Genomic DNA, 25,285 nt, shown 5'->3' on the forward strand with positions numbered 1-25,285 from the left:
TCCTATTCGGCGCTACTATCGCAGCCGAGGCATACACCGTTGCCCCTCCGTCCCTTTTCGGGGTTTTGGCCGTTTATCAATCTAGGAGCTGTTGGCGCTTGCTGGTGTTGGGTTTTGGCTGTTTTCTGGCTTTAAATTCAATAAGGATGCGCGCTGGCAGCTATGGTTTTTTTGGATACCGCTGTGTCTGATTCCGTGCAACGCCCCGCTTCGCCTCCGCCCCGCCCCAAGGCCCGTGCCACGATTGCCGATGTGGCGCAGGCGGCGCAGGTATCCAAGGCTTCGGTGTCGCGCTACCTCAATGGCCGCACCGACATCCTGGCACCCGACATGGCCGAGCGCGTGCAGCAGGCGATTGCCCAGCTCAATTACCGGCCCAGCCCCATGGCGCAGGCGCTCAAGCATGGGCGCACGCGCCTCATCGGGTTGGCGGTGGCCGATGTAACCAACCCGTTCTCGGTGGCGGTGCTGCAGGGGGCCGAGAAGGCCTGCCAGGCTGCGGGCTACCTGCTGGTGCTGTTCAACCTGGGCAATGAGGCTGGCCGCGAGCGCGATGCCATGCACGCGCTGTCGGCCTACCAGCTCGACGGCATGATCCTCAACCGCGTCGAGACCAGCGCCCAGCTGTGGCACGACGCGCAGCTGCACGGCAAACCCATCGTGCTGGTGGACCGTTTCATGGAAGGCATGGATGCCGATTTCGTGACGGTGGACAACCCCGGCGTCATCCAGCTCGCGCTCGACCACCTGCAGGCCCAGGGCTTTGACGAGGTTCTGCTGGTGACCGAGCCGATTGCAGGCGTCAGCTCCCGTACCGCTCGTCAACAGGCGTTTTTGCGCTATTTAAGCCTTAGCAAGGTACTGCAGGGATCGGTGTGGGAGAGCACGGCCCACAATGGCCAGCAACTGCAGCAGCAGCTGGCGCAATGGCAGAAGGCGGCTGTGCAGGCAGGCCGCAAGCCTGCCGTGCTGGCCGGCAATGGCGTTGCCAGCCTGCGGGCGGCCAGCGCCATCCATGCGCTGGGCTGGGTACCCGGGCAGGAACTGGGCGTGATCGGCATTGACGAAACCGACTGGGCACCCCTGGTGGGCCCGGGCCTCACCACGGTGGCCCAGCCTACCGATGCGCTGGGCCAGGCCGCCGCCCAGTGCCTGATCGAGCGCATTCAGGGCCAGCACAGCCCGGCGAGGAAGATCGAGTTACCGGGCACCATCATTGTGCGCGGCTCCACTGCATCACCAAATCGTTGATTTTTATCAGCTTCTGAAACTGTTACGAGGCATTCCAGGGGAAACCCTAGTAACCAAACCGTAACCTGCGATTACACTCCACGCACTGAAACCGGTTTCAAAGCGTCGCATCGCCATGAACTACACGTTCCAATTCGACCAGGTGCTGGCCGCCTGGCCCCAGCTTTTGCAGGGCACCTGGGTCACGATCCAGTTGTCCTTTCTGGCCATGGCCATAGGTCTTGCGGTGGCCATCGTCTGCGCCTGGGGCAAGACTTCGGGCCCGGCGCCGCTGCGCTTTGTGATCAACGCCTATATCGAGCTGATCCGCAACACGCCGTTTCTGGTGCAGCTGTTTTTCTTCTTCTTTGCGCTGCCCGCCATCGGCCTGCGCTGGTCGCCACAGACCGCCGCGCTCGTGGCGATGGTGGTGAACCTGGGCGCGTACGCGACCGAGATCATCCGCGCCGGGATCGAGTCGATTCCCAAGGGGCAGATCGAGGCAGGACTGGCGCTGGATCTCAAGCGCTGGGAGATTTTTCGCTTCGTCATCTTGAAGCCCGCGCTCAAGACGATCTACCCAGCGCTCACCAGCCAGTTCATTTTGCTGATGCTGAGCTCAGCCGTGGTGTCGGTGATCTCGGCGGATGACCTGACCTCGGTCGCCGCCAACATCCAGTCCGAAACCTTCCGCAGTTTCGAGGTGTACATCGTCGTCGCCATCATCTATCTGGCGCTGTCGCTGGCCTTCAACCTGCTGTTCAAGCTCATCTACCAGATGTTCCTGAACTACCCCGACCGTCGCTGAGGAATACAAACATGCGTACTTTTGGTTGGTCTGAGCTGTGGTTCATCGTGGAAGCGGCCAAGTGGACGGTTGCGCTGTCTGCCATCGCCTTCATCGGTGGGGCACTCGTGGGCCTTATCGTGGCGCTCTCGCGCACGTCTGACAACCGGCTGGCGCGCGGCGTCGCCACGTTCTTTACCCAGATTTTTCAGGGCACGCCGCTGCTGCTGCAGCTGTTTCTGGTGTTCTTCGGTGCGCCGATCCTGGGTTTTGAGATCAACCCCTGGGTGGCTGCCGCTGCCGCGCTGATTCTCAACAGCGGCGCGTTCCTGGGCGAAATCTGGCGCGGCTGTATCCAGGCTGTGCCGCGCGGCCAGTGGGAAGCGGCCGATGCGCTGTCCCTGTCGTACTACTGGCGCATGCGCGCCGTGGTGTTGCCGCAGGCCATGAAGATTGCCGTAGCGCCCACCGTGGGCTATCTCGTGCAGATCATCAAGGGCACGTCGCTCGCCGCCATCATCGGCTTTACCGAGGTGACGCGCGCCGGCCAGATCATCAACAACGCCACCTTCCAGCCGATGCTGGTGTTCGGGGTTGTAGGCGCCGTCTATTTCATTCTGTGCTGGCCCCTGTCGCTGTGGGCTGGCCGCCTGGAAAAGCGCCAGGCCAAGGCTCTGGCCCGGTGATTCTGCCTTCCCCTTTTTTCCTTTCCCGTTGCGTTATTCAACCCATAGGAGACATGAACATGCAACTCTCGCGCCGCACTTTCACCACCGCCGCTGCCGCCCTGGCTGCCAGCGCCCTCCTGCCCCTCAGCGCTTCGGCGCAGTCGCTGGCCGATCTCAAGAAAAAAGGCAAGATCACCATCGGCATGCTGGTGGATTTCCCTCCCTACGGCATTCTGAACACCAGCAACCAGCCTGACGGCTACGATGCCGATGTGGCCAAGCTGCTGGCCAAGGAGTGGGGCGTGACGGCCGACATCGTGCCCGTGACCGGCCCCAACCGCATTCCCTTCCTGCTGACCAACAAGGTCGACATGCTGATTGCATCGCTGGCCATCACGCCCGAGCGCGCCAAGCAGGTGCTGTTCTCCAAGCCCTACTCGGCCGCCTCGATCGTGCTGTTCGGCAACACCAAGACCGCCATCAAGGGCCCGGAAAACCTCAAGGGCCTGCGCGTGGGCGTGGCCCGTGCCTCGACGCAGGACGTGGCCGTGACCAAGGTGGCCCCGGAAGGCACGCAGATCCGCCGCTTTGATGACGATGCCTCGGCCATGCAGGCGCTGCTGTCCGGCCAGGTGGATGCCATTGGCTGCTCCATCACCGTGGCGGCCCAGATCGCCAAGCGCGCGCCTGCTGGCCAGTTTGAAAGCAAGTTCCAGCTGCTGCAGCAGAACATGGCCGTTGCCCTGCGCCCCGGCCAGGACGAAGTGGCCAATGCCGTCAACGATTTCATCGCCAGGAACACCGCCAACGGCGAGCTGAACAAGCTGTACCAGAAGTGGCTGGGCGCCGATCTGCCGAAACTGGATTGAGCACGCCTGCCGTCTGCCTGATTTGAACTGAAATACCCCGCGGAGCTAGACCATGACCACCCCTGCTGACCAGCCCATCATTCGCCTGCAAGGCGTGGAGAAATGGTATGGCAACTTTCAGGTGTTGACCGATATCAACCTCGACGTGCGCGCCGGGGAACGTATCGTCATCTGCGGGCCTTCTGGGTCGGGCAAATCGACGATGATCCGCTGCATCAACCGGCTCGAAGCCATCCAGAAGGGCCGGATCACCGTTGACGGCACCGACCTGACCGGCGACAGCAAGGCGATCGACACCGTCCGCAAGGAAGTGGGCATGGTGTTCCAGCAGTTCAACCTGTTTCCACACCTGACCATTCTGGAAAACTGCATGCTGGCGCCGATGCGCTCGCGCGGCCTTTCCAAGGAAGAGGCGCAGGAGCGCGCGATGAAATACCTCACGCGCGTGCGCATCCCCGACCAGGCAGGCAAGTACCCCAGCCAGCTCTCGGGCGGCCAGCAGCAGCGTGTGGCAATTGCCCGCGCGCTGTGCATGGCGCCCAAGATCATGCTGTTTGACGAACCCACCTCGGCGCTCGACCCCGAAATGGTCAAGGAAGTGCTCGACACCATGATCGGCCTGGCCGACGACGGCATGACCATGCTGTGCGTCACCCACGAAATGGGCTTTGCCCGCAGCGTGGCCGACCGCGTGATCTTCATGGCCGACGGCAAGATCATCGAGCAGGGCCCGCCCACCGAGTTCTTTGACAACCCCAAGCACCCCAAGACCCAGCAGTTCCTGGGCCAGATCCTCAGCAACCATTGACACCCCCTGTGGCGCTGCGGGGCGCCCTTGCCCGGTGTGCGCCGATGGGCCACGCCAGTGCCTGAGAACGTGCGAAGTTTCTGCCGACTGTTTGCTCACTTATAGATAGCTGCTAGCGCTTGATGGACGGGCGCAAACGGCAAAAATCACCAAAAACCATGGCCTTGTCTGTGCACAACGCTGGCGCGCCAGCCCTCATCTCCCTCACCTCATTCGGCAATGCCGAAGTGCGCCGCCACGGCCAGCTGTACTTTGCCCGGCTCTCCCACGCCGCTGGGGCGAGCGGGGTGGAGGTACGCGAAGAGCTGCTGATCGACGCCGCTGACGAGCTGCCCGCCATTGCTGCCTATGTGCGTGCGCAGGGCCTGGACGTCGTCTACTCCTGCCCGCAGCCGTTGTTTGCGATGGACGGCGCACTCGATACCGCCGTGCTGCAGCACGCCATTGCGGCCGCCCAGACCCTGGGCGCCAGCTGGCTCAAGATGTCGATTGGCGGCTTTGCCCGGCAATCGGTGGCGCATTCGGCCACCGGGTTTGCCGCGCTCAAAACCGCCATTGCAGAGGCTGGCATCACCTTGCTGATCGAGAACGACCAGACCGTGGGCGCGGGCACCGTGCAGGCCTTGCAGCGCTTTTTTGCCGCTGCCGATGCGGCGGGCCTATCCCTGCCCATGACTTTTGACATGGGCAACTGGCACTACCTGGGCGAATGCGCCTTGCAGGCCGCCCAGCTGTTTGCCAGCCGCGTGGCCTATGTGCATGCCAAGGGCGTGCAGCGCCTGCCTGCGAAATGGGTGGCCGTGCCGCTGGCCGAATCAGCCGCCGCCTGGCGCGCCATTCTGCGCGCCCTGCCCGGCGACGTGCCGCGCGCCATCGAATACCCGCTGATCGGCGACGACCTGCAGGCCGTCACCCGGCACGAGTTGGCCGTGCTGCGCGACGCCACTGCCCTGCAAAACCACTGAACCGCGAAAAAACCACAAGAGACACGGCCATGACCACCAAAACCTTCGACATCGCGACCTTCGGCGAAGCCATGATGCTGCTGATTGCCGACCGCCCTGGCCCGCTGGAGCAGGCCGAGTTCTTTACCAAGCGCATTGCAGGCGCCGAGATCAATGTTGCCACCGGGCTGGCACGCCTGGGTTTCAACACCCACTGGGCCAGCCGCCTGGGCGCAGACTCGATGGCCCGCTACCTCATCAACCAGATGAAGGGCGAAGGTGTGCATTGCGAACATGTGGTGCTGGACCCTGCGCAGAAAACCGGCTTTCAGATCAAGGGCCGCACCGACGACGGCAGCGACCCGCAGGTGGAATACCACCGCAAGGGCTCGGCCGCGAGCCTGATGACGCCTGCGGGCATCGACGAGCCCTGGCTTGCCGCAGCGCGCCACCTGCATGCCACCGGCGTGTTTGCCGCCATCTCCGATACCAGCCTGGCCACGGCCAAGCGCACGCTGGAAGTTGCGCGCGCATCTGGCAGCACCATCTCGTTCGATCCCAACCTGCGCCCCACGCTATGGAAGGACGAAGCCACGATGCGCCGCGAGATCAATGCACTGGCTGCAGGGGCCGACTGGGTCTTTCCGGGCCTGGCCGAAGGCGAGCTGCTCACCGGCCACAAGACGCCCGAAGCCATTGCACAGTTCTACCGCAGCCAGGGCGCACGCCTCGTCGTCGTCAAACTCGGCGAAGCGGGCGCTTACTTTGATGATGCGAAAGCAGGTACCGGCTATGTGGAAGGTTGCCCGGTCGACAAGGTGGTGGACACCGTGGGCGCGGGCGATGCCTTTGCCGTGGGGGTGATCAGCGGTCTGCTCGATGGCCGCACCGTGCCGCAAGCCGTCAAGCGCGGCTGCTGGATTGGCGCGCTGCAGGTGCAGGTGCTCGGTGATTCGGAGGGCCTGCCCACCCGCGCCGCGTTGACAGCCGCTGGCTACTGAACCCATTCCGACGCCCAGGAGCTGCCATGACCCCATCCACACGCCGCCAGGTACTGGTTTTCCGCGAACTGCCCGACGACCAGCTCGCCCGCCTGCAAGCCGCGCATGCGGTGACGGTTGCCAACCCGCGCGTACCGGGCGAGCGCGATGCCTTTTTTGACGCCCTGCCGCAGGCCGAGGCGCTGATCGGCTCCAGCTACCCCATCACCGACGCCCTGCTCGACAGCGCGCCGCATCTGCAGGCCATCTCCAGCATCTCGGTGGGTGTGGACAACTACCCCCTGGCCAGCCTGCAGCAACGCGGCATTGCGCTGTGCCACACGCCGGGCGTGCTCACCGAGACCACCGCCGACACCATCTTCGCGCTGCTGATGGCCACCAGCCGCCGCATTCCCGAGTTGGCGCTGTTCGTGCGCTCGGGGCAGTGGCAGCGCAATATCGGCGAAGACCTGTTTGGCTGGGACGTGCATGGCAAGACCGTGGGTATTCTGGGCATGGGCCGCATTGGCCTGGCCCTGGCCCGCCGCGCGGCGCTGGGCTTTGGCATGCCCGTCATCTACAACAACCGCAGCACCGTACCCGAAGCCGAGCTGGGCGCCCTCGCCGGCCATGTGCGCTTTGTGGAGCGCGAGGCACTGCTGCGCGAGGCCGATTTCATCGTCTCGATGCTGCCCTCCACCCCAGAGACCCGCCACCTGCTGAACGCCGACGCCTTTGCACTGATGAAGCCCGGCGCCATCGTCATCAACGGCTCTCGCGGCGCCATCATCGACGAAGCCGCCCTGCTGCACGCGCTGGATGCCGACCAGATCCGCGCCGCAGGCCTGGACGTATTCGCCACCGAGCCGCTGCCGGTGGAATCGCCCCTGCGCACCCACCCCAAGGTGGTGGCGCTGCCGCACATCGGCTCGGCCACCCACGAAACGCGCTACGCGATGGCAGAGATGGCGGTGACGAATCTGCTACAGGTGCTGGAGGGTGAAAAGCCCGCAGGATGGTTTGATTTGGGCAAAGCCTGAATCCGAACAGCGCTTACTGCCCCGCAGGGTCGCAGCGCACCTGGTTCATGTAGATGCTGCAGTTGTACTTGTTGCCCTGAAATGTGGCCTGGTAGCGCGTTGACTCACGGCGGCGGTCAAAGCCAAACACCTGTACATGCGCCTCGGTGCTGCTGAAATAATCGGCCGTCCTGTCGGCAATGGCCTGGTCCGACAGGACGGCGTTGCTGCTGATCGGGCCCACCACATCGCAGCCCGAAAGCGCCAGCACCAGAGCGCAGGCGGCAGCCAGGCCGCCCAGACGAAGGGATGTCGCACGCATGGGGTTTCCTTGGATCGAGTTCATGGCAGATGCGCAACTGTCGCACAAACCCCGGACCAGCAGCTGCAAACAAAGGTATCCGGGAGCCGCTCGCATGCGGCCCCAATCCCCTACGCCACCTGTGCCATAACCGCCAGCCGTTGCAGCGCCCACGCCCGCCAGGCTGGCTGCCCGCCTGCAGGTGCCTGCTTACGCCGCATGGGACAGCCCTGCGTTGGTGGCTGCGGCCTGCTTGCGGGCATTCCAGCGCTGCCAGGCCTTTTCGTGAAAGAAGAAGGCAAACGCCTGTACCGTGGGTTCGAGCAGACTGAGTGTGAGCGACGCAATCAGGTTGCCGGTGACGGCATAGGCCACCATGGCCGCCACCGTGATATGGATGACGTAATAGCTGGCGGTCTTGCTGAGCGTCTGGCGGTTGTTGTGGAGGAGGCTGCGGAACTTGGACATGGCGTGCTTTCTGGATGGGTGGGCTATCAGTGTTTTTTGATGATAATTATTCTTATTTGCACAGTCCAATGAATCATGGCTACGGCGCGCATAGCCGGACCTTATGGCGGTCGCAATACCGCTATGATGCTCGGCAGCCGGCCAGCCCTGTGAGGGACAGGGGCCTGCTGCAATAGATCCATTGCGCGCACCACATACACAACAAGCCATGACCACGGACCAGCAACGCAGCTACACCGCACCCTGCCCGGGTTGTGGCGCACCTGTCGAATTTGCCAGCGCGCAAGCGGCCTACGCGGTATGCCCGTACTGCCAAAGCTCCATCGTCCGCGAAGGCGATGTGCTCCAGCGCATCGGCAAGATGGCCGAAATCTTCAACGACTACAGCCCCCTGAAGCTGGGCCAGACCGGCCAGTTCCAGAAGGGCAAGGACGGCAAGCCCGAAGGCTTTCGCCTGATCGGGCGGCTGCAGTACAAGGGCGATACCGGAAGCTGGAACGAATGGCTGGCGCTGACCGACGGAAACGAGATGGCCGTGGTGAGCGAGGACAACGGCCAGTTTGTGCTCGCCCGCGCCAGCGACGTTCCCGCGCGCAACCTGCCCGACGAGAGCCGCTGGCGCCCGGGCCAGAACGTGGCCATCAGCGGCGTGCAGTACAGCGTGACCAGCGTGGTGCACGCCCAGTTGATGGCCGCCGAGGGCGAAATGCCCAAAAAGCCAGAGCTGGGCAAGCCCTTTACCGTGGTGGAGCTTCGCTCGCAGGACGACCGCGTGCTGTCCATCGACTACAGCGAAGCACCGCCCTCCATCTACCTGGGCGAGCCGGTCAGGCTGACAGATCTGAAGATTGCCGGGCTCAAGGACACCTCGGCCAAGAAGGACAAGGGGCGGCACTTCAACTGCCCGCGCTGCGCGGCGCGGGTCGAGATCAAGCTGCAAACCACGCAGAGCCTCACCTGCCCGAGCTGCGGCAGCATCATCGATGTGTCGCAGGGCATTGGCGGCGAGCTGCGCGCTGCGCTGCAGGACGAGCCGGTGCAGCCGCTCATCCCGCTGGGCAAGATAGGCACCTTTGCGGGCAGCAAATGGCAGGTGGTGGGTTTTCAGCACCGCATGGGCGTGGAGCCGGGCGACGACGAATACTTTGGCTGGGACGAGTACCTGCTCTACCACAGCAAGCAGGGTTTCCAGTTTCTGGTGAACAGCAGCGACGGCTGGAGCCTGGTCAAGACCCTGACGGGCGCGCCCAACTACCGTGCAGGCGCCAGCACCGCCACCTGGAACAAGCAGACCTACGAAAAGCAGTACAGCTACCTGGCGGAAACCACTTATGTGCAGGGCGAGTTCTACTGGCCGGTGGTGCGCGGCGACAAGACCGACAATGTGGACTTCGCGCGCGGCCAGGATGGCGTGCAGCTGCTCAACCTGGAGCAGGGCCGGCGCGAGGTGAACTGGTCGATGGGCCGCAAGCTGGCACCCGAGACCGTGGCAGCCGCCTTCGGCATGACCGACCAGCTGGCGCTGTTCAAGCCGACGAGCAGCTCGTTTTCCATGCCCAAGCTCGGCTGCATGCCGATCATCATCGGCCTGGTCATTCTGTTCTTTCTGCTGATCTGGCTATGGCCCAGCGGCTGCAACGCCGCCGACGAGCGGCGCAAGCTGGCGGCCGACCCCACCTACGTCAGCAAGTGCAGCACGGGCAGCAGCAGGTCTTCGGGCGGATCGTGGGGCGGCTACAGCTCTGGCGGAAGCCACAAATAGCGGGGCGCGCCCAAGCCCGTTACCGGGCGGGCGTGCCCTTGGTTTTGATACCGGCAAGCAGCGCCCTGGTGCGCGTAGCCTGCCTTGATAGAGGAGTGTTGTGATGAATCTCGATTGGTTTCACCCAAATGCGTTCTTTGGCTCCATCCTGTTTGCCCTGGTGGGCGTGCTGGTGTTCTGGATCTGCTTTCTCATCATCGACAAGCTCACCCCGGTGGACATGTGGGGCGAGATTGTCGAAAAGCAGAACCTCGCCCTGGGCGTGGTGGTAGCTGCCATGTGCCTGGGCATCAGCATCATCGTGGCGGCAGCCATCGGCTAGCCGCCATATTTACTATTAAATAAATAGCTATAGGCGCTTTCTAGTAGGGCGCCACTGGCTATTTCGACCTCTATCCCTGCAGCCCGCAGGCATCTCGCCCCGTGTCTTCTTCGCCCCCCGCCGAAACCGCCGCTACCGACCCGCACGACGCGCTGGACTTCGGCCCCGGCATCGCTGCCAATCCGCAGGATTTGCCCCGCCGCGCCAGCCCGCTGGAAATCGCCATGCTGTTCAGCGTGTTCGTCGTCGCAGCCTGCGGCCTGCTGTACGAGCTGGCTGCCGCCGCGCTGGCGTCTTACCTGCTGGGCGATTCGGTGCTGCAGTTCTCCACCATCATCGGCACCTACCTGTTTGCCATGGGCATCGGCTCGTGGCTCTCGCGCTACCTGGTGCGCGAGCTGCCGGCGCACTTTCTGCGCATCGAGCTGATGGTGGCCCTGGTGGGCGGCGCGCTGCCCGCCGTGCTTTCGCTCGTCAACGCCTACGTGCCCACGGCTTTCCACTGGATGCTGTACGGCACGGTGCTCGTGGTGGGTACGCTCGTGGGGCTGGAGATTCCGCTGGTCATGCGCATCTTGAAGCGCAACGTGGTGCTGCGCGATCTCGTCTCCAAGGTGCTGACCTTTGACTATCTGGGCGCGCTGGCCGTGTCGCTGGCGTTTCCGCTGCTGCTGGTGCCGCACCTGGGGCTGATCCGTACCGGCCTGGTGTTCGGCCTGCTGAATGCGCTGGTGGCTGTGTGGGCGCTGTTTCTCTTCAAGGATGAGCTGCGCCGCTTTGCCAGCCATGTGCTGGCGTGCCTGCTGGTGATCGGCGCGCTGATCGGCGGCCTGGCGGGTGCGGACAAGATCACCTCGCTCACCGAAGATCACTTCTACCAGGAACCCATCGTGCTGGCGCGCAGCACGCCCTACCAGCGCATCGTCGTCACCCAGGGCAAGCGCGGCACCCGCCTGTACCTCAACGGCAACCTCCAGTTTGCGCAGAGCGACGAATACCGCTATCACGAAGCCCTGGTGCACCCCGTGATGAGCCGTTTTGGCGCGCCGCGCAAGGTGGCGGTGCTGGGCGGCGGCGACGGCATGGCCGTGCGCGAAGTACTCAAGTACCCCTCTGTCGAATCGGTGACCCTGGTGGAGCTGGATCCGGCCATGACCGACCTGTTCAAGAACGTGCCCAGCATGCAGGCACTCAACAGCAATGCGCTGAACAACCCCAAGGTCACCATCATCAACACCGACGCCTTTCAGTGGGCGCAGCAGACCGAAGAGGTATTTGACGTCATCATCGTGGACTTTCCCGATCCCACCAACTTTGCCGTGGGCAAGCTGTTCACCAACAGCTTCTACTCCATGCTCAGCCAGCACCTGGCCGCCAGCGGTTTTGCAGTCATCCAGACCACCTCGCCACTGATTGCGCGCCAGAGCTTCTGGACTGTGGTGAACACCGTCGAATCGGTGGGCCTGACAGCCACGCCTTACCACGCCCATGTGCCCAGCTTTGGCGAATGGGGCTTCGTAATCGCCAGCCGCCGCCCCTGGAGCCTGCCCTCTACCCTGCCCGTCGGCATGCGCTTTTTGAGCCTGCCCAGCCTGCCACTGCTGTTCGATTTTCCGCCCGACATGGCGCGTGTGCCGACCGAAGTCAACCGCCTCTCCAACCAGGTACTGGTACACACCTACGAGCGCGAATGGGGGAAGGTGGCGCATTGATGGTGGAACACCCCCTTGAGGCGCTGCGGGGCGGATGGCCCGTATGACAGCCATGCAACGCCGCACCGTGTTGAAAGGCGCCGCCGCACTGGCGGCCAGCACGGCCCTGCCAGGCTGCAAACCCCAGGCGCCCTCCACCAGCGCCACCCACATCACCGGCGGCTTTATCGGCCAATCGTGGGACCGGGGCCATGCCATGCGCGACCGCCTGCGGCAAGGCCTGCCCCTGCCCGCGCCCAGCCGCACCCACCGCGTGCAGGTGCTGATTGCGGGCGGCGGCATTGCCGCACTGTCGGCGGCGCGCGCGCTGCGCCATGCAGGCGTGAGCGACGTGGCCCTGCTGGAGCTGGAAGACACTGCCGGTGGCAACAGCCGCGGCGGCAGCATGGAAGGCCTGCGCTGCCCGCTGGGCGCCCACTACCTGCCCGTACCCGGCGACGATGCCCCCGAAGTGCAGGATCTGCTCGAAGAACTCGGGGTGCGCGAACGTGTGGCGGGCCGCTGGCAGTACCGCGACGAATACCTGTGCTTCAGCCCGCAGGAGCGCCTGTTCATCCATGGCGAATGGGTCGAGGGCCTGCTGCCCACCCACGAAGTGCCCGCCAGCACCCTGGCCCAGTACCAGCGCTTTGCGCAACTGGTGGCCAGTGCCATGCAGGCGCAGCGCTTCACCATGCCGGTCGCGCGTAGCTGGCAAAAAAATCAAGGCCTGACGCCCGCCCATCAAGCGCTGGACGCTATTACTTTTGACACTTGGCTCGCCCAGCACCAATTGGACGACGCCCACCTGCGCTGGTACCTCGACTACGCCTGCCTGGACGACTTCGGTGCAGGCTGCAGCCATGTCTCCGCCTGGGCCGGCCTGCACTACTTTGCCAGCCGCCATGGCTTTCAGGCCCCCAGCCCCGCAGATGCGGCCACCGAAGAGCAGCACGACGCCGTGCTCACCTGGCCGCAGGGCAACGGCTGGCTGGCCGAGCAACTGGCAGCGCCCGCAGCGCAATCGGGCTGGCTGCACACGGGCCATACCGTGCTGCGCATTGCCGAAGAACCTGGCGGCGTCACCATCGACAGCTACAACAGCGCCACGCAGAGCATCGAGCGCTGGCAGGCCGCGCACTGCATCGTGGCGCTGCCCACCTTCATCGCCGCGCGCGTGGTGCGGAATGCGCCAGATTTTCTGCACGCCGCCGTGCAGGCGCTCGACTGGGCGCCCTGGCTCGTCACCAACATCCACATCCGCGAGCCGCTGGCCGACCGCCCCGGCGCCGAACTCGCCTGGGACAATGTTTTGTACGACGATGTGGCGCGCGGTGGCCTCGGCTACGTCAACGCCGGCCACCAGCGCCTCAATGCCCTGCAGCAGCTGCCCACGGTACTGACCTGCTACCGCGCCCTGGGCGGCATGGCAGCCGCAGACACCCCGCGCGCCGCGCGCCAGCAACTGCTGGATGCACCATGGGAAAACGTGCGCGACCAGACCCTCGCCACCCTGGCCCGCGCGCATGCCGACATCTACGAAAAAGCCACTCGCATTGACGTGATGCGCTACGGCCACGCCATGGCTATCCCCAAGCCCGGCGCGCAAACCGTTTTGAGCCAGATCGGCCACTGGCGCACAACAGGCGCGCGCCATTCGCTATCAAATTCAAAGTACCCCACCCCCGGCACCACCCGCCTGCACTTCGCCCACAGCGACTGGTCGGGCTACTCGGTGTTTGAAGAGGCTTTCACGCGCGGGTGGTATGCGGGGTTGGCGGCGGCCTAGGGATTGCCCAAAGGTTGCCCAGGGGCTGCGAAACGGGTTTTGAGAGCGTGCGGCACTCCGCATTGCCCGCCCAGACCAAAATGATTTGGAAAAACCATCAACTTGATAGGGAGAGCGCAGCCCTCTCGACATCAAGAATAATTCTCATTTATTATTAAGATATATCTTAATTACCCAATGAGCTGTCCATGACCTTGCAACTGAGCCTGCCTACCCCGTCTTCTGCCGAGCTGATGACTGCCCGTGCGCCGCAGCGCGTGCGCCATGACATTCAACTGCGCCGCACCACGGTTCAATCCGTTCGTCGCATCACGCCACACATGCTGCGCATCACCCTCCAGGGCAGCGATCTGGCCGGGTTTGCCAGCCAGGGCTTTGACGACCACGTGAAGCTGCTTTTTCCCGATGCCAGCGGCCAGTTGCAGGTGCCGCCCATGGAATCCGACGGCCTGCCCCCGGCGTTGCGCGCCTCGATGCGCGATTACACGCCGCATTCGTATGACGCGGATGCCCAGCAGCTGTCCATCGACTTTGCCGTGCATGAGGCAGGCCCCGCCACTGCGTGGGCGCTGCAGGCCAGCCCTGGCCAGCAGTTGGGCATTGCCGGGCCACGCGGCTCTTTCATCATTCCGGCTGCGTTTGACGGCCACCTGCTGATTGGCGACGACACCGCCCTGCCCGCCATTGCCCGCCGCCTGCAGGAGCTGCCCGCAGGCACGCGCGTGGTTGCGGTGGTGGAAGTGGACAGCGCCGCCGACGAGCAGGACCTGCCCAGTGCGGCCCAGGCGCAGATTCACTGGGTACACCGCAATGGCCGCCCTGCGGGCGACGCGGAAGGCATTTTGCAAGCCCTGTCGCAGCTGAATGCACCTGCAGGCGACTATTACTGCTGGGTGGCACTGGAGTCCGCGGCTGCCAAGACGCTGCGCCACGCGCTCGTCACCCGGTACGCTGCCCACCCCAAATGGACCAAGGCGGCCGCCTACTGGAAGCGCGGCAGCCAGGGTGTGCATGAGGTGATCGAGGAATAAGCAGAGAACCTCACGCAAGGGGCGTAGCCCCGGCGCTGGGCTCAAGACACCGGGCGATGCGCCAGCACCCCGGCAAATGCCTCCGCAGACGCCCTAGCGAACCACTTCGCCCGCAGAAATACCGGCCTCGCCCGTCTGAGACTGGGGAAGCGGTTGTGCCGACGCGGGCGTAGCGCGGCGCCACACCACATCGCCGCCTGCCGAAGGCTGCTGCGCGGGCACCCCGGAGTTGACGGGAGACACGACCACGCCGCGCTCGATGGGCGGCGGGTTGCCGCGCGGGGCAGGGGCCGTGCCGCCGAGCGAAGGAGCAGGAGCCGCCTGGGCACCGTCACTTCCTCCCGCCGCACCCGGCCCGGGTACCACTACACCCGGTTGGGGGCGTACTGGGTCATTGGGGCGAGGCGCCTGGGGCTGCACCACTTCGCCATTGAAGGCGGGGTAATCGCCTTCGCCGCTGGGGCCCCGAGTGCCGTAGTCGGGCTGGGCAGGCGTGCCAATAGGGCGCGCTTCCGGGTCGTCCACCACAGGCGGGCGGTGGTCGCCACCGTTGTTTGCAGGGCCTTGCACGGCGGGAGGCTGCTCGAAGGGGTCCACCGGCTCCTTGCTGGTGCCAAAGCCCAGCATCCAGCTGCGCAGGCGCTGTACAAAGGTGTTGTTCTCGGCTGGCTGCTCAAAGCGGGCTGCGGCATCGACCAGTTTGGTTCGCTGCGCGGCAGCGGCAATATCGGCCACGATGGGCAGTGCGCTGTGCGCGCCTTGGCCCCAGTAGTCGTTCAAGGTGACGCGGCTGTCGTTGAAGCCGACCCAGGCCCCGGCCACGAGGTCGGAATGCATGAGCATGAACCAGCCATCGGCGTTGTCCTGTGTGGTGCCGGTCTTGCCAGCCCAGTCACCTGTTACACCGTAGCGCGCCACGCCTCTGCCAGTGCCTTTGCTGATGACGCCGCGCATCATGTCCACCAGCGCATAGGTCACACCGCTGTCAAGTGCCAGCTCGGTCGGCTGCGGCTCGAACTCGGCCAGCACCTTGCCTTCGCGGTTGGTGATGCGGGTAACCATGACGGGGGCCCGGTAACCGCCGCCGTTGGCCAGCGTGGCATAGCTGGTCACCATTTCCTGCAGGGTCACGGGGCTGGTGCCAAGCGCCAGCGACATCACCTCATCAAGCTTGCTGTCGCGCACGCCCAGCGCGCGGGCCAGTTTGGCCACCTTGGCGGGGCCGACCTTGGCCATCACCTGCGCGGTGATGGTGTTCTTGGAATAGGCCAGGCCATCGGCCAGCGTCATCGGCTGGTTCGAGGGCGGGCCGCCATCGGTGGGGCGCCAGTGCTGGCCGCCGGGCAAGGCAATGTCCACCGCTTCGTCCATCAATTGGTCGCTGGGCACGGCGCCGTTCAGCAAGGCCGCGCCATACACAAAGGGCTTGAAGGTGGAGCCGGGCTGGCGACGCGCCTGGGAGACATGGTCAAACGGGTCGATGGCAAAGTCTCGGCTGCCCACCCAGGCCAGCACATGGGCGTTGCGCGGGTCCATGGCCATGAAACCGGCCTGCACGCGCACCTTGTCCTGACGCAGGTCGGCCATGAAGTCGGCGTCGGCCAGCAGGCGCTTCAAGGCTTCGTCCTTGTCTTCGCCGCCCTCCACCGCCTGGCGGTAAGCCTTGCTTTCACGTACAAAGCTTTGCACCAGCGGGTTCTTGGCCGAAAAGGCCGCGCGCGGGCTCCACAGCCCGTTGGCAGTCACCTGCAGCTGGCGGCCGTGGCGGGCAACGGCCTGGTTGGCCCACTGCTGGATGCGCGAGTCGATGGTGGTCTGCACCACCAAGCCGTCGGCATAGAGGTTGTAGTCGTTGGCGTCGGCCCAGTCGATGAGCCATTTGCGCAGCGCCTGGGCAAAGTGCGGCGCCATGCCGACAGCTTCGTCCTGGCGCTCGAAATCGAGCTGGATAGGGCGTTTTTTCAGCGCCTCGAAATCCTTGTCGCTCAGCTTGTCGTGCTTGTGCATCTGCGCCAGCACGGTGTTGCGGCGCGATACCGCACGCTCTGGGTTGTTGACCGGGTTGTAGTAGCTGGTGCCCTTGAGCATGCCCACCAGGGTTGCCGCCTCGATCACGCTAAGTTTGCTGGCCGGTTTGTCAAAGTAGGTGCGGGCCGCCATCTCGATACCGAACGCGTTGTAGAGAAACGGTACGGTGTTCAGGTAAGTCTCCAGGATCTCGTCCTTGGTGTAGGCCGATTCGATCTTGTAGGCGGTCACCGCCTCCTTGAGCTTGCGGTTGAGCGAGCGCGCGCGGCCGATCTCCTCGGGGAACATGTTGCGCGCCAATTGCTGGGTAATCGTCGATCCGCCCTGCGGCCGCCCCATCGCCGTGTGGATGACCGAGCCGAAGGTGCGGCGCCAGTCCAGCGCCCCGTGCTCGTAGAAACGGTGATCTTCCGTGGAGATGAGCGCGTTGATGACGTTGGGCGAAATGTCCTTGAGCGCCACCCATTCGCGGTTGGACCGCTTGTACTGCGCCAGCACTTTCCCGTCTGCCGACATCAGCTGCGTGGGCGCCTCCACCTTGGCTTTTTGGATATCGCTGATCGACGGCGTCAGCGGTATCAGGAGCAGAACGTACAGCAGCAGGGCCACCGGCAGGGCCAATACGGCCATCAGCCATTGCTTCCTGCTGCGGGAAGCCACCCAGGCGCGCAAGCGGGCGGCTTGGGGAGCTAGGGCATGGGCCACGCGGATGGCCGTATTTTTGAGTGCGGAAAAAAGAGGCATCGCCTGGGTATCTCGTCTGCAGAACGGGGCTTGCCGGGGTGCTTCAATCTCGCATGCCCGCAAGCGAATCGCACATTGTCGGGCAGGAGCAGTGGTACGGTAGCCCCCTGTGCCAATACTGCCGCAGGCGCTGTAACAGGCACGCAAAGGGGTATCTACCCGCCCTTACTCTTGTTTTGATAGCTGTCTGCGCTTTACCTCTGTACACCAAAGGCATTTTTCGCCACTGTTTTGGCGGTGCACACTCTGTAATGCCCGCCCATGCAGTTGCAACGGCAGCGCGAAGGCTTTACGTTTGGCCATAAAAGCCATGGCAGCGGGCTCTTTGGCAGCCCCACCGCTGCGGGCCCCGAAGCGGCCCACGCATCAACACATGGAGGCAGGGAAAACAGGGCGCTTTGCGCCCTGTTGCGATCCAGCCATTTGCCGTGTTACTGCATGAACCAGCCGTGGCTCACCACCATCGACTGGCCGGTCAGCGCATTGGTCGGGAAGGCTGCAAAAAACAGCGCCACGCGCGCCACATCGTCCAGCGTGGTGAACTCACCGTCCACCGTCTCCTTCAGCATCACGTTCTTGATCACTTCCTCTTCGGAAATTCCCAGCTCCCTGGCCTGCTCCGGAATCTGCTTGTCCACCAGGGGCGTGCGCACATAGCCCGGGCAGATGACGTTGGCCCGCACACCCTGCGGCCCGCCCTCTTTCGCCACCACCTTGGCCAGACCTTCGAGCCCGTGCTTGGCCGTGACATACGGTGCTTTCAGCCGCGAGGCCTCCTTGGAATGCACCGAACCGGTGTAGATGATGCTGCCGCCCCGCCCCTGTGCATACATATGCTTGATGCAGGCGCGCGTGGTGAGGAAGGCGCCATCCAGCTGGATCGCCAGCATCTTCTGCCATTCGCCCAGCGAAAAATCCTGCACCGGCTTGACGATCTGGATCCCTGCATTGCTGACCAGGATGTCGATGCCGCCATAGGCCCGGACCGCCGCCTCCACCGAGGCGTCGACTTGCGCCTCCTGCGTCACATCCACAGCCACGCCCATTGCCGTGCCGCCCCTGCTTTGGATATCCTGGGCCGCGGCATCGGCCGCTTCCTGCTTCAGATCTGCAATCACCACCTTGGCACCTTCCTGTGCATACAGATCGGCAATTGCCTTGCCAATGCCACTGGCGGCGCCTGTCACATAAGCCACCTTGCCTGCGAGTTGCTGAGCCATTGTTCATGTCCTTTCGATAGAAAACAGATATCGCCGGGCCATGCTGCGCCGGCCTGGGTGCACCTGTCGTAGGAGCACAGGCCATTTGCACAAGTACACAGAGCCGGACTTGCAGCGGATGGGCAGTTGAGACCGCCATCGCTTTATCAGCCAATCTGCTGCGCTTCAAAATCAGGATGGCGACCGCCGCCCTGGTTCGCAGACGCCAGCGGCGCGGCAATGCGTTGTGCAAGGCTTCGCACCAGCCTCTACACTTGCACTTTTGCCAGATTGCATGACACCACCATGAACATCACCAAAGACAGCGCCGTCACCATCCAGTACAAAGTGACCGACGACAAGGGCAAGCCGCTCGACAGCGGCAACCTGGCCTACCTGCACGGCGGCTATGAAAACATCTTCCCCAAGGTGGAAGCTGCTTTTGAAGGCCAGTCCGCAGGCTTCAGCACCACCGTCAATCTGGCCGTGGAAGACGCCTTCGGCGCCCGCGACGAAAGCCTGGTACGTGCCATTCCCAAGGCCGAGTTCCCGCCCGGAGTGAAGGTGGGCGGCCAGTTGCAGGGCGCCAACGACAAGGGCGAACCCCAGGTCTATTACGTCAAGAAGATCAAGGGCCCCGAGGTGCACCTGGATGGCAACCACCCGTTGGCAGGGCTTGCGCTGCGCTTCAGCGGCAAGGTGATCGATGTGCGCGCCGCCAGCGCAGAAGAAATTGCCCATCGCCACGTGCATGGCGCGCACGGCCACCACCATTGAAGCCCTCGGGGGCGCTGACATCCGGTGCGGGCGCCCCTCCACCTGAAGCAAACAAGCGGCTGGCGCACATCCTTTGTGCACCAGCCGCTCTTTTTTGGATAGCAAAACCATGTCAACTGCACTGATCGAACCCCGCACCGCCCGCCTGCAGCTGCGCCAGTGGCGTGCGCAGGACCGCGATGCATTCGCTGCCATGGTCGCCGACCCGGAAGTGATGCGCTATTTTCCGGCCCCGCTGACGCGCACGCAAAGCGATGCCATGGCAGACAAATGCGAGGCACTGATCGCCGAACGCGGCTGGGGCATATGGGCGGTGGAGCGTCTGGCCGACCAGCAGTTCATCGGCTTGGTGGGCCTGCATGTGCCACAGCCCGATCTGCCGTTTTCGCCCTGTGTGGAAATCGCCTGGCGTCTTGTACAGCACGCCTGGCACCAGGGTTTTGCCACGGAAGCCGCGCGGGCGGCTCTCACCGTCGGCTTTGGCCCGCTGCAACTGGCCGAAATCGTCGCCTTCACCACGCAAACCAACACCCCGTCACAGGCGGTGATGCAGCGCCTGGGAATGGAACGCGACAGCGCTGGCGATTTTGACCACCCTGCCCTGCCTGCGGGCCATCCCCTGCGCCCCCATGTGCTCTATCGACTGCGTGCGGCACATTTTGGCGAGCCGGCCGAGCGCCAAGCGCCTCCAGCGCCCCTGTAGGACGATTGATATTTCTCAGGGCTTTTACCGATAAGCCGGGGTATACGGTCAACGCTCCACATTTGCGCGCTACGATGGTACGCAACCTGGTGTAGCAATGCATCGCCATTGCGCCACCCCGTTGCAATGGCCGGGCGGGGGCCCGGCAGGTTCGAGAAAGGAGCACATCTATGCAAGTTCAAGTGCACGCTGGCGACAATGTCCAAGGCGGTGAATCCCTGGCGCAATGGGCGCAGACCGAAGTACAGGACAAGCTCTCACGCTTTCGCGAATATGTGACACGCGTCGAGGTCTACCTGACCGATGTGGATGCACTGAAAGACGGCGGCAAAGGCAAGCGCTGCGTGATGGAAACCCGTGCCACTGGCCGCCAGCCCCTGGCTGTGAACGCCGAAGCCGAGAAAGTGGCGGAAGCATTCAACGCTGCCCTTGAAAAATTGCACCGCGCGCTGGACACCGACATCGCCAAGATGCGCGACAAGAGCAACCGCGACACCATCCGCTCCGGCAATGAACTGGACAGCGAAGCCTGATTCCAGCCTCTCCATTCAGCTTCCAGCAAAAGCACCGCCCAGCGGTGCTTTTTTATTGCCCATAGGCTCGCAAAGCTGCTTCAGACAGCAACCACTGCGCCACCACCACTGGGTTTCTTCATGGGCGGCCTACATGCAAACGCCCATGACAAGGACAGAACCTGCCCCCCAGGGACTTGCGGCGCTTCCTGCAGGCACTGAAGAGCGATGCCACCCTGCACCCGTACCAGATAGCCCTCAGTTCTGATCCTTTCACTGACAGGGCAAGCGTTTTTACGAACCCTCTGCCCTGCTCTCCATTGCGCCCTATGCCTGTGCCGTGAAGCGGCCCGGTCTCCGGTGGCCAGCCCGCTGCGCCGATAAACACCGTTCCACACGGTCAGGCCCCGCAGATCACATGCGCTGGTGCTTCTTCAGCCGATCAGCGTTCATGTCCATCCGAGCCATCAAAACATGTATCCACAAGTCTCTATGGGCAACGGCATCCGCCTGCCGCTCACGGAGGCCACGCGTCCCGGAAATGGCTCGTCAACGCGCCAGGGGCAAGGCATCGCCGCTTCTTTGCGAAAAACCTCTATTTAATAACAAGTTATCAACTTATCAACATACCGACGCACAAACGTTAGATTTCATCAATGTTATCAACAGATGCAAAAATACTATAATTTCCATCAAAAACCTCTTAAATACTGCCAAATACTGCCTATTTTTCGACTTTGTCTAGAATTTTTTCATTTCCCCATTGCCGTTGATAGAGTTTTTATCCACTGAAATTTTCTTTTAAACTCAACAGCATGTGCATAACATGATGTGCCATATCGACCATCATGCTTATCATATTTTTTTGTTGATATCTTTGTATATCATTGGTTTAACTAAAAAATTTCGAAGTACGCTGTTGAAAACATAGGCTCATTGCATGCCGGAAGGATGTTCTACCGCTTATTCACATAGCAAATTAGAAAATTGTGCATAAACGATGTAGCTGTTGTATCTGCTCATTTTTTGTTGATAACCTCTACATAACTTCTGTAAGATTGCCAAACTTCATTTGAGGACCCTTGTGGTTTCATTGTGAATAAAATTGAATTGGATCGGACGCTTCCCTTTGGCATTTTTTGTGGAATGAAAGTTATCCACTGACAGCCATGGTATAAATTGTGCATGAATCAGGCCCATCCACTGGTAAAAAATGCTTGTTTTTTAAGCATTCAGTGGCTGCCCGTGGTTCCAATCTGTTCATCCAGAATTGCATATGACTTCCACTCTGATTCAATTTTTTTGAATTCTATTTTCAAAAAAACGCCTTTCCAGGCTCGAAGCTGAATTGCCGATTTTGAAAAAAGGCGGCGATAAGAGAGAGCGCAAGCACACTTTCCTGCGCAGTCAGCGAATACCGATGGCCCTGACTTGTGCAGCGTTTCGTTGCGAAATGGGAAATCGCCCAATGACGAGAAGCTGCGCACCGATGGGCGGATGAGAGGCGATAGCAGGAGTCACCAGCGTGGCTCCTCATGGCCGCATCCCGTTCCACGCGCCATACAGATACTTACGAATAACCAGGTGGCAGGTTCGTGCAACTGAAGGCCGACGGCCTCGTCGAAGTCCGCTCCACTTCCCCCAAAGGCGCCAACCCCGGGGACAGGCGAGAGCCCTCTGCAGCACCTGGTACACAAGCCGCATTCGGCCAGGTCAAGCCACACCAAATTCCTTTGAAGACTTGCTCCGGATCCTTCTTGCAAAGGATGCAGTGCAGCTTTCCACCCATCGAAACAAGAGATCCGGCGCCCTCCTCCCTCGTCCTCACCAAGGAAGACACGTGCGCGCGTAGTCTTCTGTTCTGTTGTGAATATTTCTGTGCATAAGTTCCCTCTGCAGAGAGATTGCCCACACCAATGAGAGACTGCACATTGTTGTCCCGGCCTATCCCTTGTACCTGGCGGGCCAGCGCACATGCCTATTTATTCTTATCTATTTGATTTTTATAGAAAAATGGATTTATGCACAGGCATGCCTCATTTTTTAAGCCATTTCTTTTGTGGATAACTCTCATGGCCGCCGTGGAATATCTGCTGCGGAAAGCGAAGCATGCACTCACTCCTTGTCGAAACGTAGCTTCAATTGATTAATAATTAAGCAATAGATCTGCTGCTCAATAAATTTTCACGAAATATCATAAGGTTATACTTCACCGCATCGCTGGCGCTATCTGTGGGTAACCATATGGTCCACAATAACTTATTCACAGAGGCGGAGCTTCCAGGCTACTTATCCACTTTGGAGTGACAGCAGCAGCAGTGACCCACACACAGGGTTGAAGAAAACGGAAGCCATTGAGAAAAAATGCGAATTGCAAGTTATCCACAAAAAGAAGCGCCTTCTACTACTACCTACTATTCTTTTAAACCTCTTAAAAGAAAAACAAAAAAGCAGTTTGGCAAGATTTCAAGATGCGGAAAATTTCACAATGCAGAAGAGAAATACAGATCTCGCTGCTTCGTGAATCCATGGAAGACGGAACCACACAGCAGTCAGCACCCTGGTTTCATCCACTGCACTGGCAGGCATTCCCATTTCTGTGGAAAACCATGTCTGTGTTCATGCGCTGTAGGTACTGGTCACCGTGCTGCAGTTGTGCAAACATGCACATTCACGCATAGGATGTGCCTATGCTCCGGTTCGGCCGAAAGGCCGGACGCCCTCCTGCGGGCTTTCGGGTCTGTTCAATGTGTCCGTGTACAAGGCTTTCGCTGGCAATAAGGGGGAAGAGGCGGTATATGCGATGCCCAGCCCATGCACTGCTTGGAAGGTATTCACGACGGCACCTGCATTGGAGCGGAGCATGCGGAGGCACGACGGGCCAGACAAGGCTCTGGCATACGCCTATGGGCCCTTCAGGCCGCTTTGCAGGGCCTGGGAAGGTCGTCCCCCTGGGATGGGGTGCCGAGGGTTGCGGAGGCGATTGCAGCAGGGTGCAAGCAAGGGTGAGTGAGAAGAGATCGCTCGATTTCACTCCAACCCACTGTTGCAGCGCGAGGCGCTCGTAAACACGTTCTTAGGTGGCAAAGAGGCGTGAGCCTGCATGCCCAAAGGATTGCGGATAAAAAAACCGCCAGGCAGTGCTGGCGGCATGTTTTGAGAGAAGGGTTTGAGGGCAGGGGCCTTGTGCCTAGAAATGGCGCGCATAGCGCAGCTGTATGAAGTTTTCTCCAGGGTTGGGCCGTTTGATTGAAGCATTGGAGAAGTGCTCGATGCGCAGCATCCATTCGTTTTCACGCTTCATGCCGGTGAAATAGCCCAGGCCCAGATGCGAGCCGAAGTTGAACGCCGTGGAGAACCGCTTGTCGCGATTCTCGTAGAGGTGGTTGGAAACATAGCCACCAATGCCTGCTTCCACGAACCAGGGATACTGGCTTTTGCTGTGGAATCGCAGAACGGGCGTGAGGCCAAGGACAGCGATGTTGCGCCGGCCAGCCTGGTTGTCGCGTTCGGCATTCCACATGCCCACGCTCAGATCCCAGTGGGCCGTGACCGCGTTGCCCCACCAGTAGGTGCGCCATTGCATGGGAATGGTGGAGCCAACGGTCACGGAGCGTCCATTGCTCTCGGCCAGGCCACCTTGCAGGTAGAGGGTTGGGCTTTGGCGCATGTCAGCAAACTGCGCATGCGCTGCTGCACTGGCACCGAAAAGGGCGCATGCACCCATAACAGAGATCAAGGTTCGATATGACATGACGTTGATGTTACATGCTGTCAAGCGAGCTGCCTGTCAGTGGAAGCTGTGTGTTGGCGGCGGTGTACGAGCCAGGCAACAGGCGCAGATGGAAGGCGCAGAAAAACGCCCTCCGGCCGTGGGGCGAGAGGGCGTTCCAGTGCCTGCGCAGGCCCGTGCCTGTTGGCTGGCAGCGCAGAGGAAGAGGGTGTGGTTCTATTTGCTGTCGGTTGCTGGAACAGTCTGTTCTGCATTTGCACCTTGACGATGGCCACGCCGCTCGTGCTGGCCTTTGCCACCAGGGCCATGGCGGTCATGCATCTTCAGCGTTTCGGCATCAAATGTCTTTTGCTGCTCGGGCGTCAGTGCGGCATAGAAAGTCTTGGTGGCCTGGTGGCGCTGGTCCATCGCTGCCTGGCGTTTGGCGTGCATGGCCTGCATGGCGTCGATGCGCTCGGGGGTCGTCATAGCGGCAAAGGCCTTGCGGTCCGGATGGGCGGGGCGCTCTCCATGCATGGGGGGCTGCAAGGCTGCCACGTAGCTGTTCCACGCGCCTTCCTGGCTGGCGTTGAGCTTGAGCGCGGTTTTGAGCGCCTGCATGCGCTGCTCCATGCGCGCTTTGCGGGCCTGTGGGTCGGGGCGGTGGTGCTTTCCATGGGGTGCAGCCTGGGCGGTGGTGGCCGCTGGTGCATCGGCAGGGGAGGGTTGCGCGAACGCGGGTACCGACAAGGCGGCAAACATAGCGGTCACGATGGCGCTGCGTTGCAGGAGGGACATGGTGGTTTCCTTTCTTGTTGGGAAGGGCGGTGGCGGCGCCACTGCGATGGATGCAGTGTCCCGTGCAGATGTAAGAGTGCCGTGCCTGCTTGGTATGGCTGTGTAAAGAATTGCCAATTTGTTTGATGTCTCAGCACCGCTGA

General features: G+C 62.0%; 22 protein-coding genes. 16 read left to right on the forward strand and 6 right to left on the reverse strand.

What is annotated here, in order from left to right:
* Positions 1 to 183: 183 nt before the first annotated feature.
* The 8 genes from ABIE32_RS01620 to ABIE32_RS01655 all read left to right on the forward strand — a co-directional run bounded on the left by ABIE32_RS01620 (position 184) and on the right by ABIE32_RS01655 (position 7,326).
* Positions 184 to 1,251, forward strand: a complete 1,068-nt coding sequence (locus ABIE32_RS01620; protein WP_429013211.1) for a LacI family DNA-binding transcriptional regulator — start codon at positions 184 to 186, stop codon at positions 1,249 to 1,251.
* A gap of 115 nt (positions 1,252 to 1,366) precedes the next feature.
* The gene (locus ABIE32_RS01625) at positions 1,367 to 2,038 is read left to right on the forward strand and encodes an amino acid ABC transporter permease (protein ID WP_429013214.1); all 672 of its coding nucleotides are present in this window, start codon (positions 1,367 to 1,369) and stop codon (positions 2,036 to 2,038) included.
* A gap of 11 nt (positions 2,039 to 2,049) precedes the next feature.
* Complete coding sequence (locus ABIE32_RS01630; protein WP_224150809.1) at positions 2,050 to 2,703, forward strand: amino acid ABC transporter permease; 654 nt, start codon at positions 2,050 to 2,052, stop codon at positions 2,701 to 2,703.
* A gap of 53 nt (positions 2,704 to 2,756) precedes the next feature.
* The gene (locus ABIE32_RS01635) at positions 2,757 to 3,554 is read left to right on the forward strand and encodes a transporter substrate-binding domain-containing protein (RefSeq protein WP_429013216.1); all 798 of its coding nucleotides are present in this window, start codon (positions 2,757 to 2,759) and stop codon (positions 3,552 to 3,554) included.
* 52 nt (positions 3,555 to 3,606) lie between these two features.
* The gene (locus ABIE32_RS01640; RefSeq protein WP_429013218.1) at positions 3,607 to 4,362 is read left to right on the forward strand and encodes an amino acid ABC transporter ATP-binding protein; all 756 of its coding nucleotides are present in this window, start codon (positions 3,607 to 3,609) and stop codon (positions 4,360 to 4,362) included.
* Positions 4,363 to 4,520: 158 nt separating this feature from the next.
* On the forward strand, positions 4,521 to 5,327 hold the full coding sequence (locus tag ABIE32_RS01645) for a sugar phosphate isomerase/epimerase family protein (protein WP_429013221.1): 807 nt from the start codon (positions 4,521 to 4,523) through the stop codon (positions 5,325 to 5,327).
* A 29-nt stretch (positions 5,328 to 5,356) separates the two neighbouring features.
* Positions 5,357 to 6,307 carry a sugar kinase gene (locus ABIE32_RS01650; protein WP_429013224.1) on the forward strand — a complete coding sequence of 317 codons (951 nt, stop codon included), beginning with the start codon at positions 5,357 to 5,359 and terminating at the stop codon, positions 6,305 to 6,307.
* Positions 6,308 to 6,333: 26 nt separating this feature from the next.
* The gene (locus ABIE32_RS01655; protein ID WP_377779689.1) at positions 6,334 to 7,326 is read left to right on the forward strand and encodes a 2-hydroxyacid dehydrogenase; all 993 of its coding nucleotides are present in this window, start codon (positions 6,334 to 6,336) and stop codon (positions 7,324 to 7,326) included.
* Between the two features lie 13 nt (positions 7,327 to 7,339).
* Here ABIE32_RS01655 and ABIE32_RS01660 read toward each other — a convergent pair whose 3' ends face one another.
* A complete protein-coding gene (locus ABIE32_RS01660; RefSeq protein ID WP_377779690.1) occupies positions 7,340 to 7,627 on the reverse strand; it encodes a hypothetical protein in 288 nt (95 codons plus the stop codon).
* Between the two features lie 189 nt (positions 7,628 to 7,816).
* Positions 7,817 to 8,074 carry a DUF2061 domain-containing protein gene (locus ABIE32_RS01665; protein WP_377779691.1) on the reverse strand — a complete coding sequence of 86 codons (258 nt, stop codon included), beginning with the start codon at positions 8,072 to 8,074 and terminating at the stop codon, positions 7,817 to 7,819.
* Positions 8,075 to 8,282: 208 nt separating this feature from the next.
* On the opposite strand from ABIE32_RS01665, the gene ABIE32_RS01670 reads away from it, so the two are divergent.
* From ABIE32_RS01670 to ABIE32_RS01690, 5 genes are all read left to right on the forward strand, one after another.
* Complete coding sequence (locus ABIE32_RS01670; RefSeq protein WP_429013227.1) at positions 8,283 to 9,836, forward strand: DUF4178 domain-containing protein; 1,554 nt, start codon at positions 8,283 to 8,285, stop codon at positions 9,834 to 9,836.
* A 103-nt stretch (positions 9,837 to 9,939) separates the two neighbouring features.
* The gene (locus ABIE32_RS01675; protein ID WP_429013230.1) at positions 9,940 to 10,158 is read left to right on the forward strand and encodes a DUF350 domain-containing protein; all 219 of its coding nucleotides are present in this window, start codon (positions 9,940 to 9,942) and stop codon (positions 10,156 to 10,158) included.
* Between the two features lie 224 nt (positions 10,159 to 10,382).
* Positions 10,383 to 11,870, forward strand: coding sequence for a polyamine aminopropyltransferase (locus ABIE32_RS01680; protein ID WP_224152852.1), 1,488 nt, complete (start codon positions 10,383 to 10,385; stop codon positions 11,868 to 11,870).
* Between the two features lie 52 nt (positions 11,871 to 11,922).
* Positions 11,923 to 13,638 carry an FAD-dependent oxidoreductase gene (locus ABIE32_RS01685; RefSeq protein WP_429013619.1) on the forward strand — a complete coding sequence of 572 codons (1,716 nt, stop codon included), beginning with the start codon at positions 11,923 to 11,925 and terminating at the stop codon, positions 13,636 to 13,638.
* Positions 13,639 to 13,826: 188 nt separating this feature from the next.
* Positions 13,827 to 14,669 carry a siderophore-interacting protein gene (locus ABIE32_RS01690; RefSeq protein WP_429013233.1) on the forward strand — a complete coding sequence of 281 codons (843 nt, stop codon included), beginning with the start codon at positions 13,827 to 13,829 and terminating at the stop codon, positions 14,667 to 14,669.
* 93 nt (positions 14,670 to 14,762) lie between these two features.
* Here ABIE32_RS01690 and ABIE32_RS01695 read toward each other — a convergent pair whose 3' ends face one another.
* A complete protein-coding gene (locus tag ABIE32_RS01695) occupies positions 14,763 to 17,441 on the reverse strand; it encodes a transglycosylase domain-containing protein (RefSeq protein WP_429013236.1) in 2,679 nt (892 codons plus the stop codon).
* 431 nt (positions 17,442 to 17,872) lie between these two features.
* Positions 17,873 to 18,661 (reverse strand): 3-hydroxybutyrate dehydrogenase, encoded by a 789-nt coding sequence (locus ABIE32_RS01700; protein WP_429013239.1) that lies wholly within the window; start codon positions 18,659 to 18,661, stop codon positions 17,873 to 17,875.
* 285 nt (positions 18,662 to 18,946) lie between these two features.
* Here ABIE32_RS01700 and ABIE32_RS01705 point away from each other — a divergent pair, with 285 nt between their 5' ends.
* The 3 genes from ABIE32_RS01705 to ABIE32_RS01715 all read left to right on the forward strand — a co-directional run bounded on the left by ABIE32_RS01705 (position 18,947) and on the right by ABIE32_RS01715 (position 20,653).
* Positions 18,947 to 19,417, forward strand: a complete 471-nt coding sequence (locus ABIE32_RS01705; RefSeq protein WP_429013242.1) for an FKBP-type peptidyl-prolyl cis-trans isomerase — start codon at positions 18,947 to 18,949, stop codon at positions 19,415 to 19,417.
* A gap of 109 nt (positions 19,418 to 19,526) precedes the next feature.
* The gene (locus ABIE32_RS01710) at positions 19,527 to 20,120 is read left to right on the forward strand and encodes a GNAT family N-acetyltransferase (protein WP_429013245.1); all 594 of its coding nucleotides are present in this window, start codon (positions 19,527 to 19,529) and stop codon (positions 20,118 to 20,120) included.
* Between the two features lie 170 nt (positions 20,121 to 20,290).
* Positions 20,291 to 20,653, forward strand: coding sequence for an HPF/RaiA family ribosome-associated protein (locus ABIE32_RS01715; protein ID WP_224150830.1), 363 nt, complete (start codon positions 20,291 to 20,293; stop codon positions 20,651 to 20,653).
* A gap of 3,169 nt (positions 20,654 to 23,822) precedes the next feature.
* On the opposite strand, the gene ABIE32_RS01720 is transcribed toward ABIE32_RS01715, so the two are convergent.
* Together ABIE32_RS01720 and ABIE32_RS01725 are read right to left on the reverse strand one after the other, a co-directional pair.
* Positions 23,823 to 24,302 carry an acyloxyacyl hydrolase gene (locus tag ABIE32_RS01720; protein WP_224150831.1) on the reverse strand — a complete coding sequence of 160 codons (480 nt, stop codon included), beginning with the start codon at positions 24,300 to 24,302 and terminating at the stop codon, positions 23,823 to 23,825.
* 279 nt (positions 24,303 to 24,581) lie between these two features.
* Positions 24,582 to 25,142 carry a Spy/CpxP family protein refolding chaperone gene (locus tag ABIE32_RS01725; RefSeq protein WP_429013249.1) on the reverse strand — a complete coding sequence of 187 codons (561 nt, stop codon included), beginning with the start codon at positions 25,140 to 25,142 and terminating at the stop codon, positions 24,582 to 24,584.
* Positions 25,143 to 25,285: the final 143 nt, after the last annotated feature.

Source organism: Comamonas sp. 4034 (assembly GCF_050434545.1).
Lineage (GTDB): Bacteria > Pseudomonadota > Gammaproteobacteria > Burkholderiales > Burkholderiaceae_C > Comamonas > Comamonas odontotermitis.

Excerpts from the sequence above, each read along its gene's own strand:
- ABIE32_RS01665 (WP_377779691.1), bottom strand. The coding sequence starts at position 8,074 with ATGTCCAAGTTCCGCAGCCTCCTCCACAACAACCGCCAGACGCTCAGC.
- ABIE32_RS01690 (WP_429013233.1), top strand. The coding sequence starts at position 13,827 with ATGACCTTGCAACTGAGCCTGCCTACCCCGTCTTCTGCCGAGCTGATG.
- ABIE32_RS01670 (WP_429013227.1), top strand. The coding sequence starts at position 8,283 with ATGACCACGGACCAGCAACGCAGCTACACCGCACCCTGCCCGGGTTGT.
- ABIE32_RS01660 (WP_377779690.1), bottom strand. The coding sequence starts at position 7,627 with ATGCGTGCGACATCCCTTCGTCTGGGCGGCCTGGCTGCCGCCTGCGCT.
- ABIE32_RS01725 (WP_429013249.1), bottom strand. The coding sequence starts at position 25,142 with ATGTCCCTCCTGCAACGCAGCGCCATCGTGACCGCTATGTTTGCCGCC.
- ABIE32_RS01705 (WP_429013242.1), top strand. The coding sequence starts at position 18,947 with ATGAACATCACCAAAGACAGCGCCGTCACCATCCAGTACAAAGTGACC.
- ABIE32_RS01625 (WP_429013214.1), top strand. The coding sequence starts at position 1,367 with ATGAACTACACGTTCCAATTCGACCAGGTGCTGGCCGCCTGGCCCCAG.
- ABIE32_RS01700 (WP_429013239.1), bottom strand. The coding sequence starts at position 18,661 with ATGGCTCAGCAACTCGCAGGCAAGGTGGCTTATGTGACAGGCGCCGCC.
- ABIE32_RS01695 (WP_429013236.1), bottom strand. The coding sequence starts at position 17,441 with ATGCCTCTTTTTTCCGCACTCAAAAATACGGCCATCCGCGTGGCCCAT.
- ABIE32_RS01715 (WP_224150830.1), top strand. The coding sequence starts at position 20,291 with ATGCAAGTTCAAGTGCACGCTGGCGACAATGTCCAAGGCGGTGAATCC.
- ABIE32_RS01675 (WP_429013230.1), top strand. The coding sequence starts at position 9,940 with ATGAATCTCGATTGGTTTCACCCAAATGCGTTCTTTGGCTCCATCCTG.
- ABIE32_RS01680 (WP_224152852.1), top strand. The coding sequence starts at position 10,383 with ATGCTGTTCAGCGTGTTCGTCGTCGCAGCCTGCGGCCTGCTGTACGAG.
- ABIE32_RS01630 (WP_224150809.1), top strand. The coding sequence starts at position 2,050 with ATGCGTACTTTTGGTTGGTCTGAGCTGTGGTTCATCGTGGAAGCGGCC.
- ABIE32_RS01685 (WP_429013619.1), top strand. The coding sequence starts at position 11,923 with ATGCAACGCCGCACCGTGTTGAAAGGCGCCGCCGCACTGGCGGCCAGC.
- ABIE32_RS01710 (WP_429013245.1), top strand. The coding sequence starts at position 19,527 with ATGTCAACTGCACTGATCGAACCCCGCACCGCCCGCCTGCAGCTGCGC.
- ABIE32_RS01655 (WP_377779689.1), top strand. The coding sequence starts at position 6,334 with ATGACCCCATCCACACGCCGCCAGGTACTGGTTTTCCGCGAACTGCCC.
- ABIE32_RS01635 (WP_429013216.1), top strand. The coding sequence starts at position 2,757 with ATGAACATGCAACTCTCGCGCCGCACTTTCACCACCGCCGCTGCCGCC.
- ABIE32_RS01720 (WP_224150831.1), bottom strand. The coding sequence starts at position 24,302 with ATGCGCCAAAGCCCAACCCTCTACCTGCAAGGTGGCCTGGCCGAGAGC.
- ABIE32_RS01650 (WP_429013224.1), top strand. The coding sequence starts at position 5,357 with ATGACCACCAAAACCTTCGACATCGCGACCTTCGGCGAAGCCATGATG.
- ABIE32_RS01640 (WP_429013218.1), top strand. The coding sequence starts at position 3,607 with ATGACCACCCCTGCTGACCAGCCCATCATTCGCCTGCAAGGCGTGGAG.
- ABIE32_RS01645 (WP_429013221.1), top strand. The coding sequence starts at position 4,521 with ATGGCCTTGTCTGTGCACAACGCTGGCGCGCCAGCCCTCATCTCCCTC.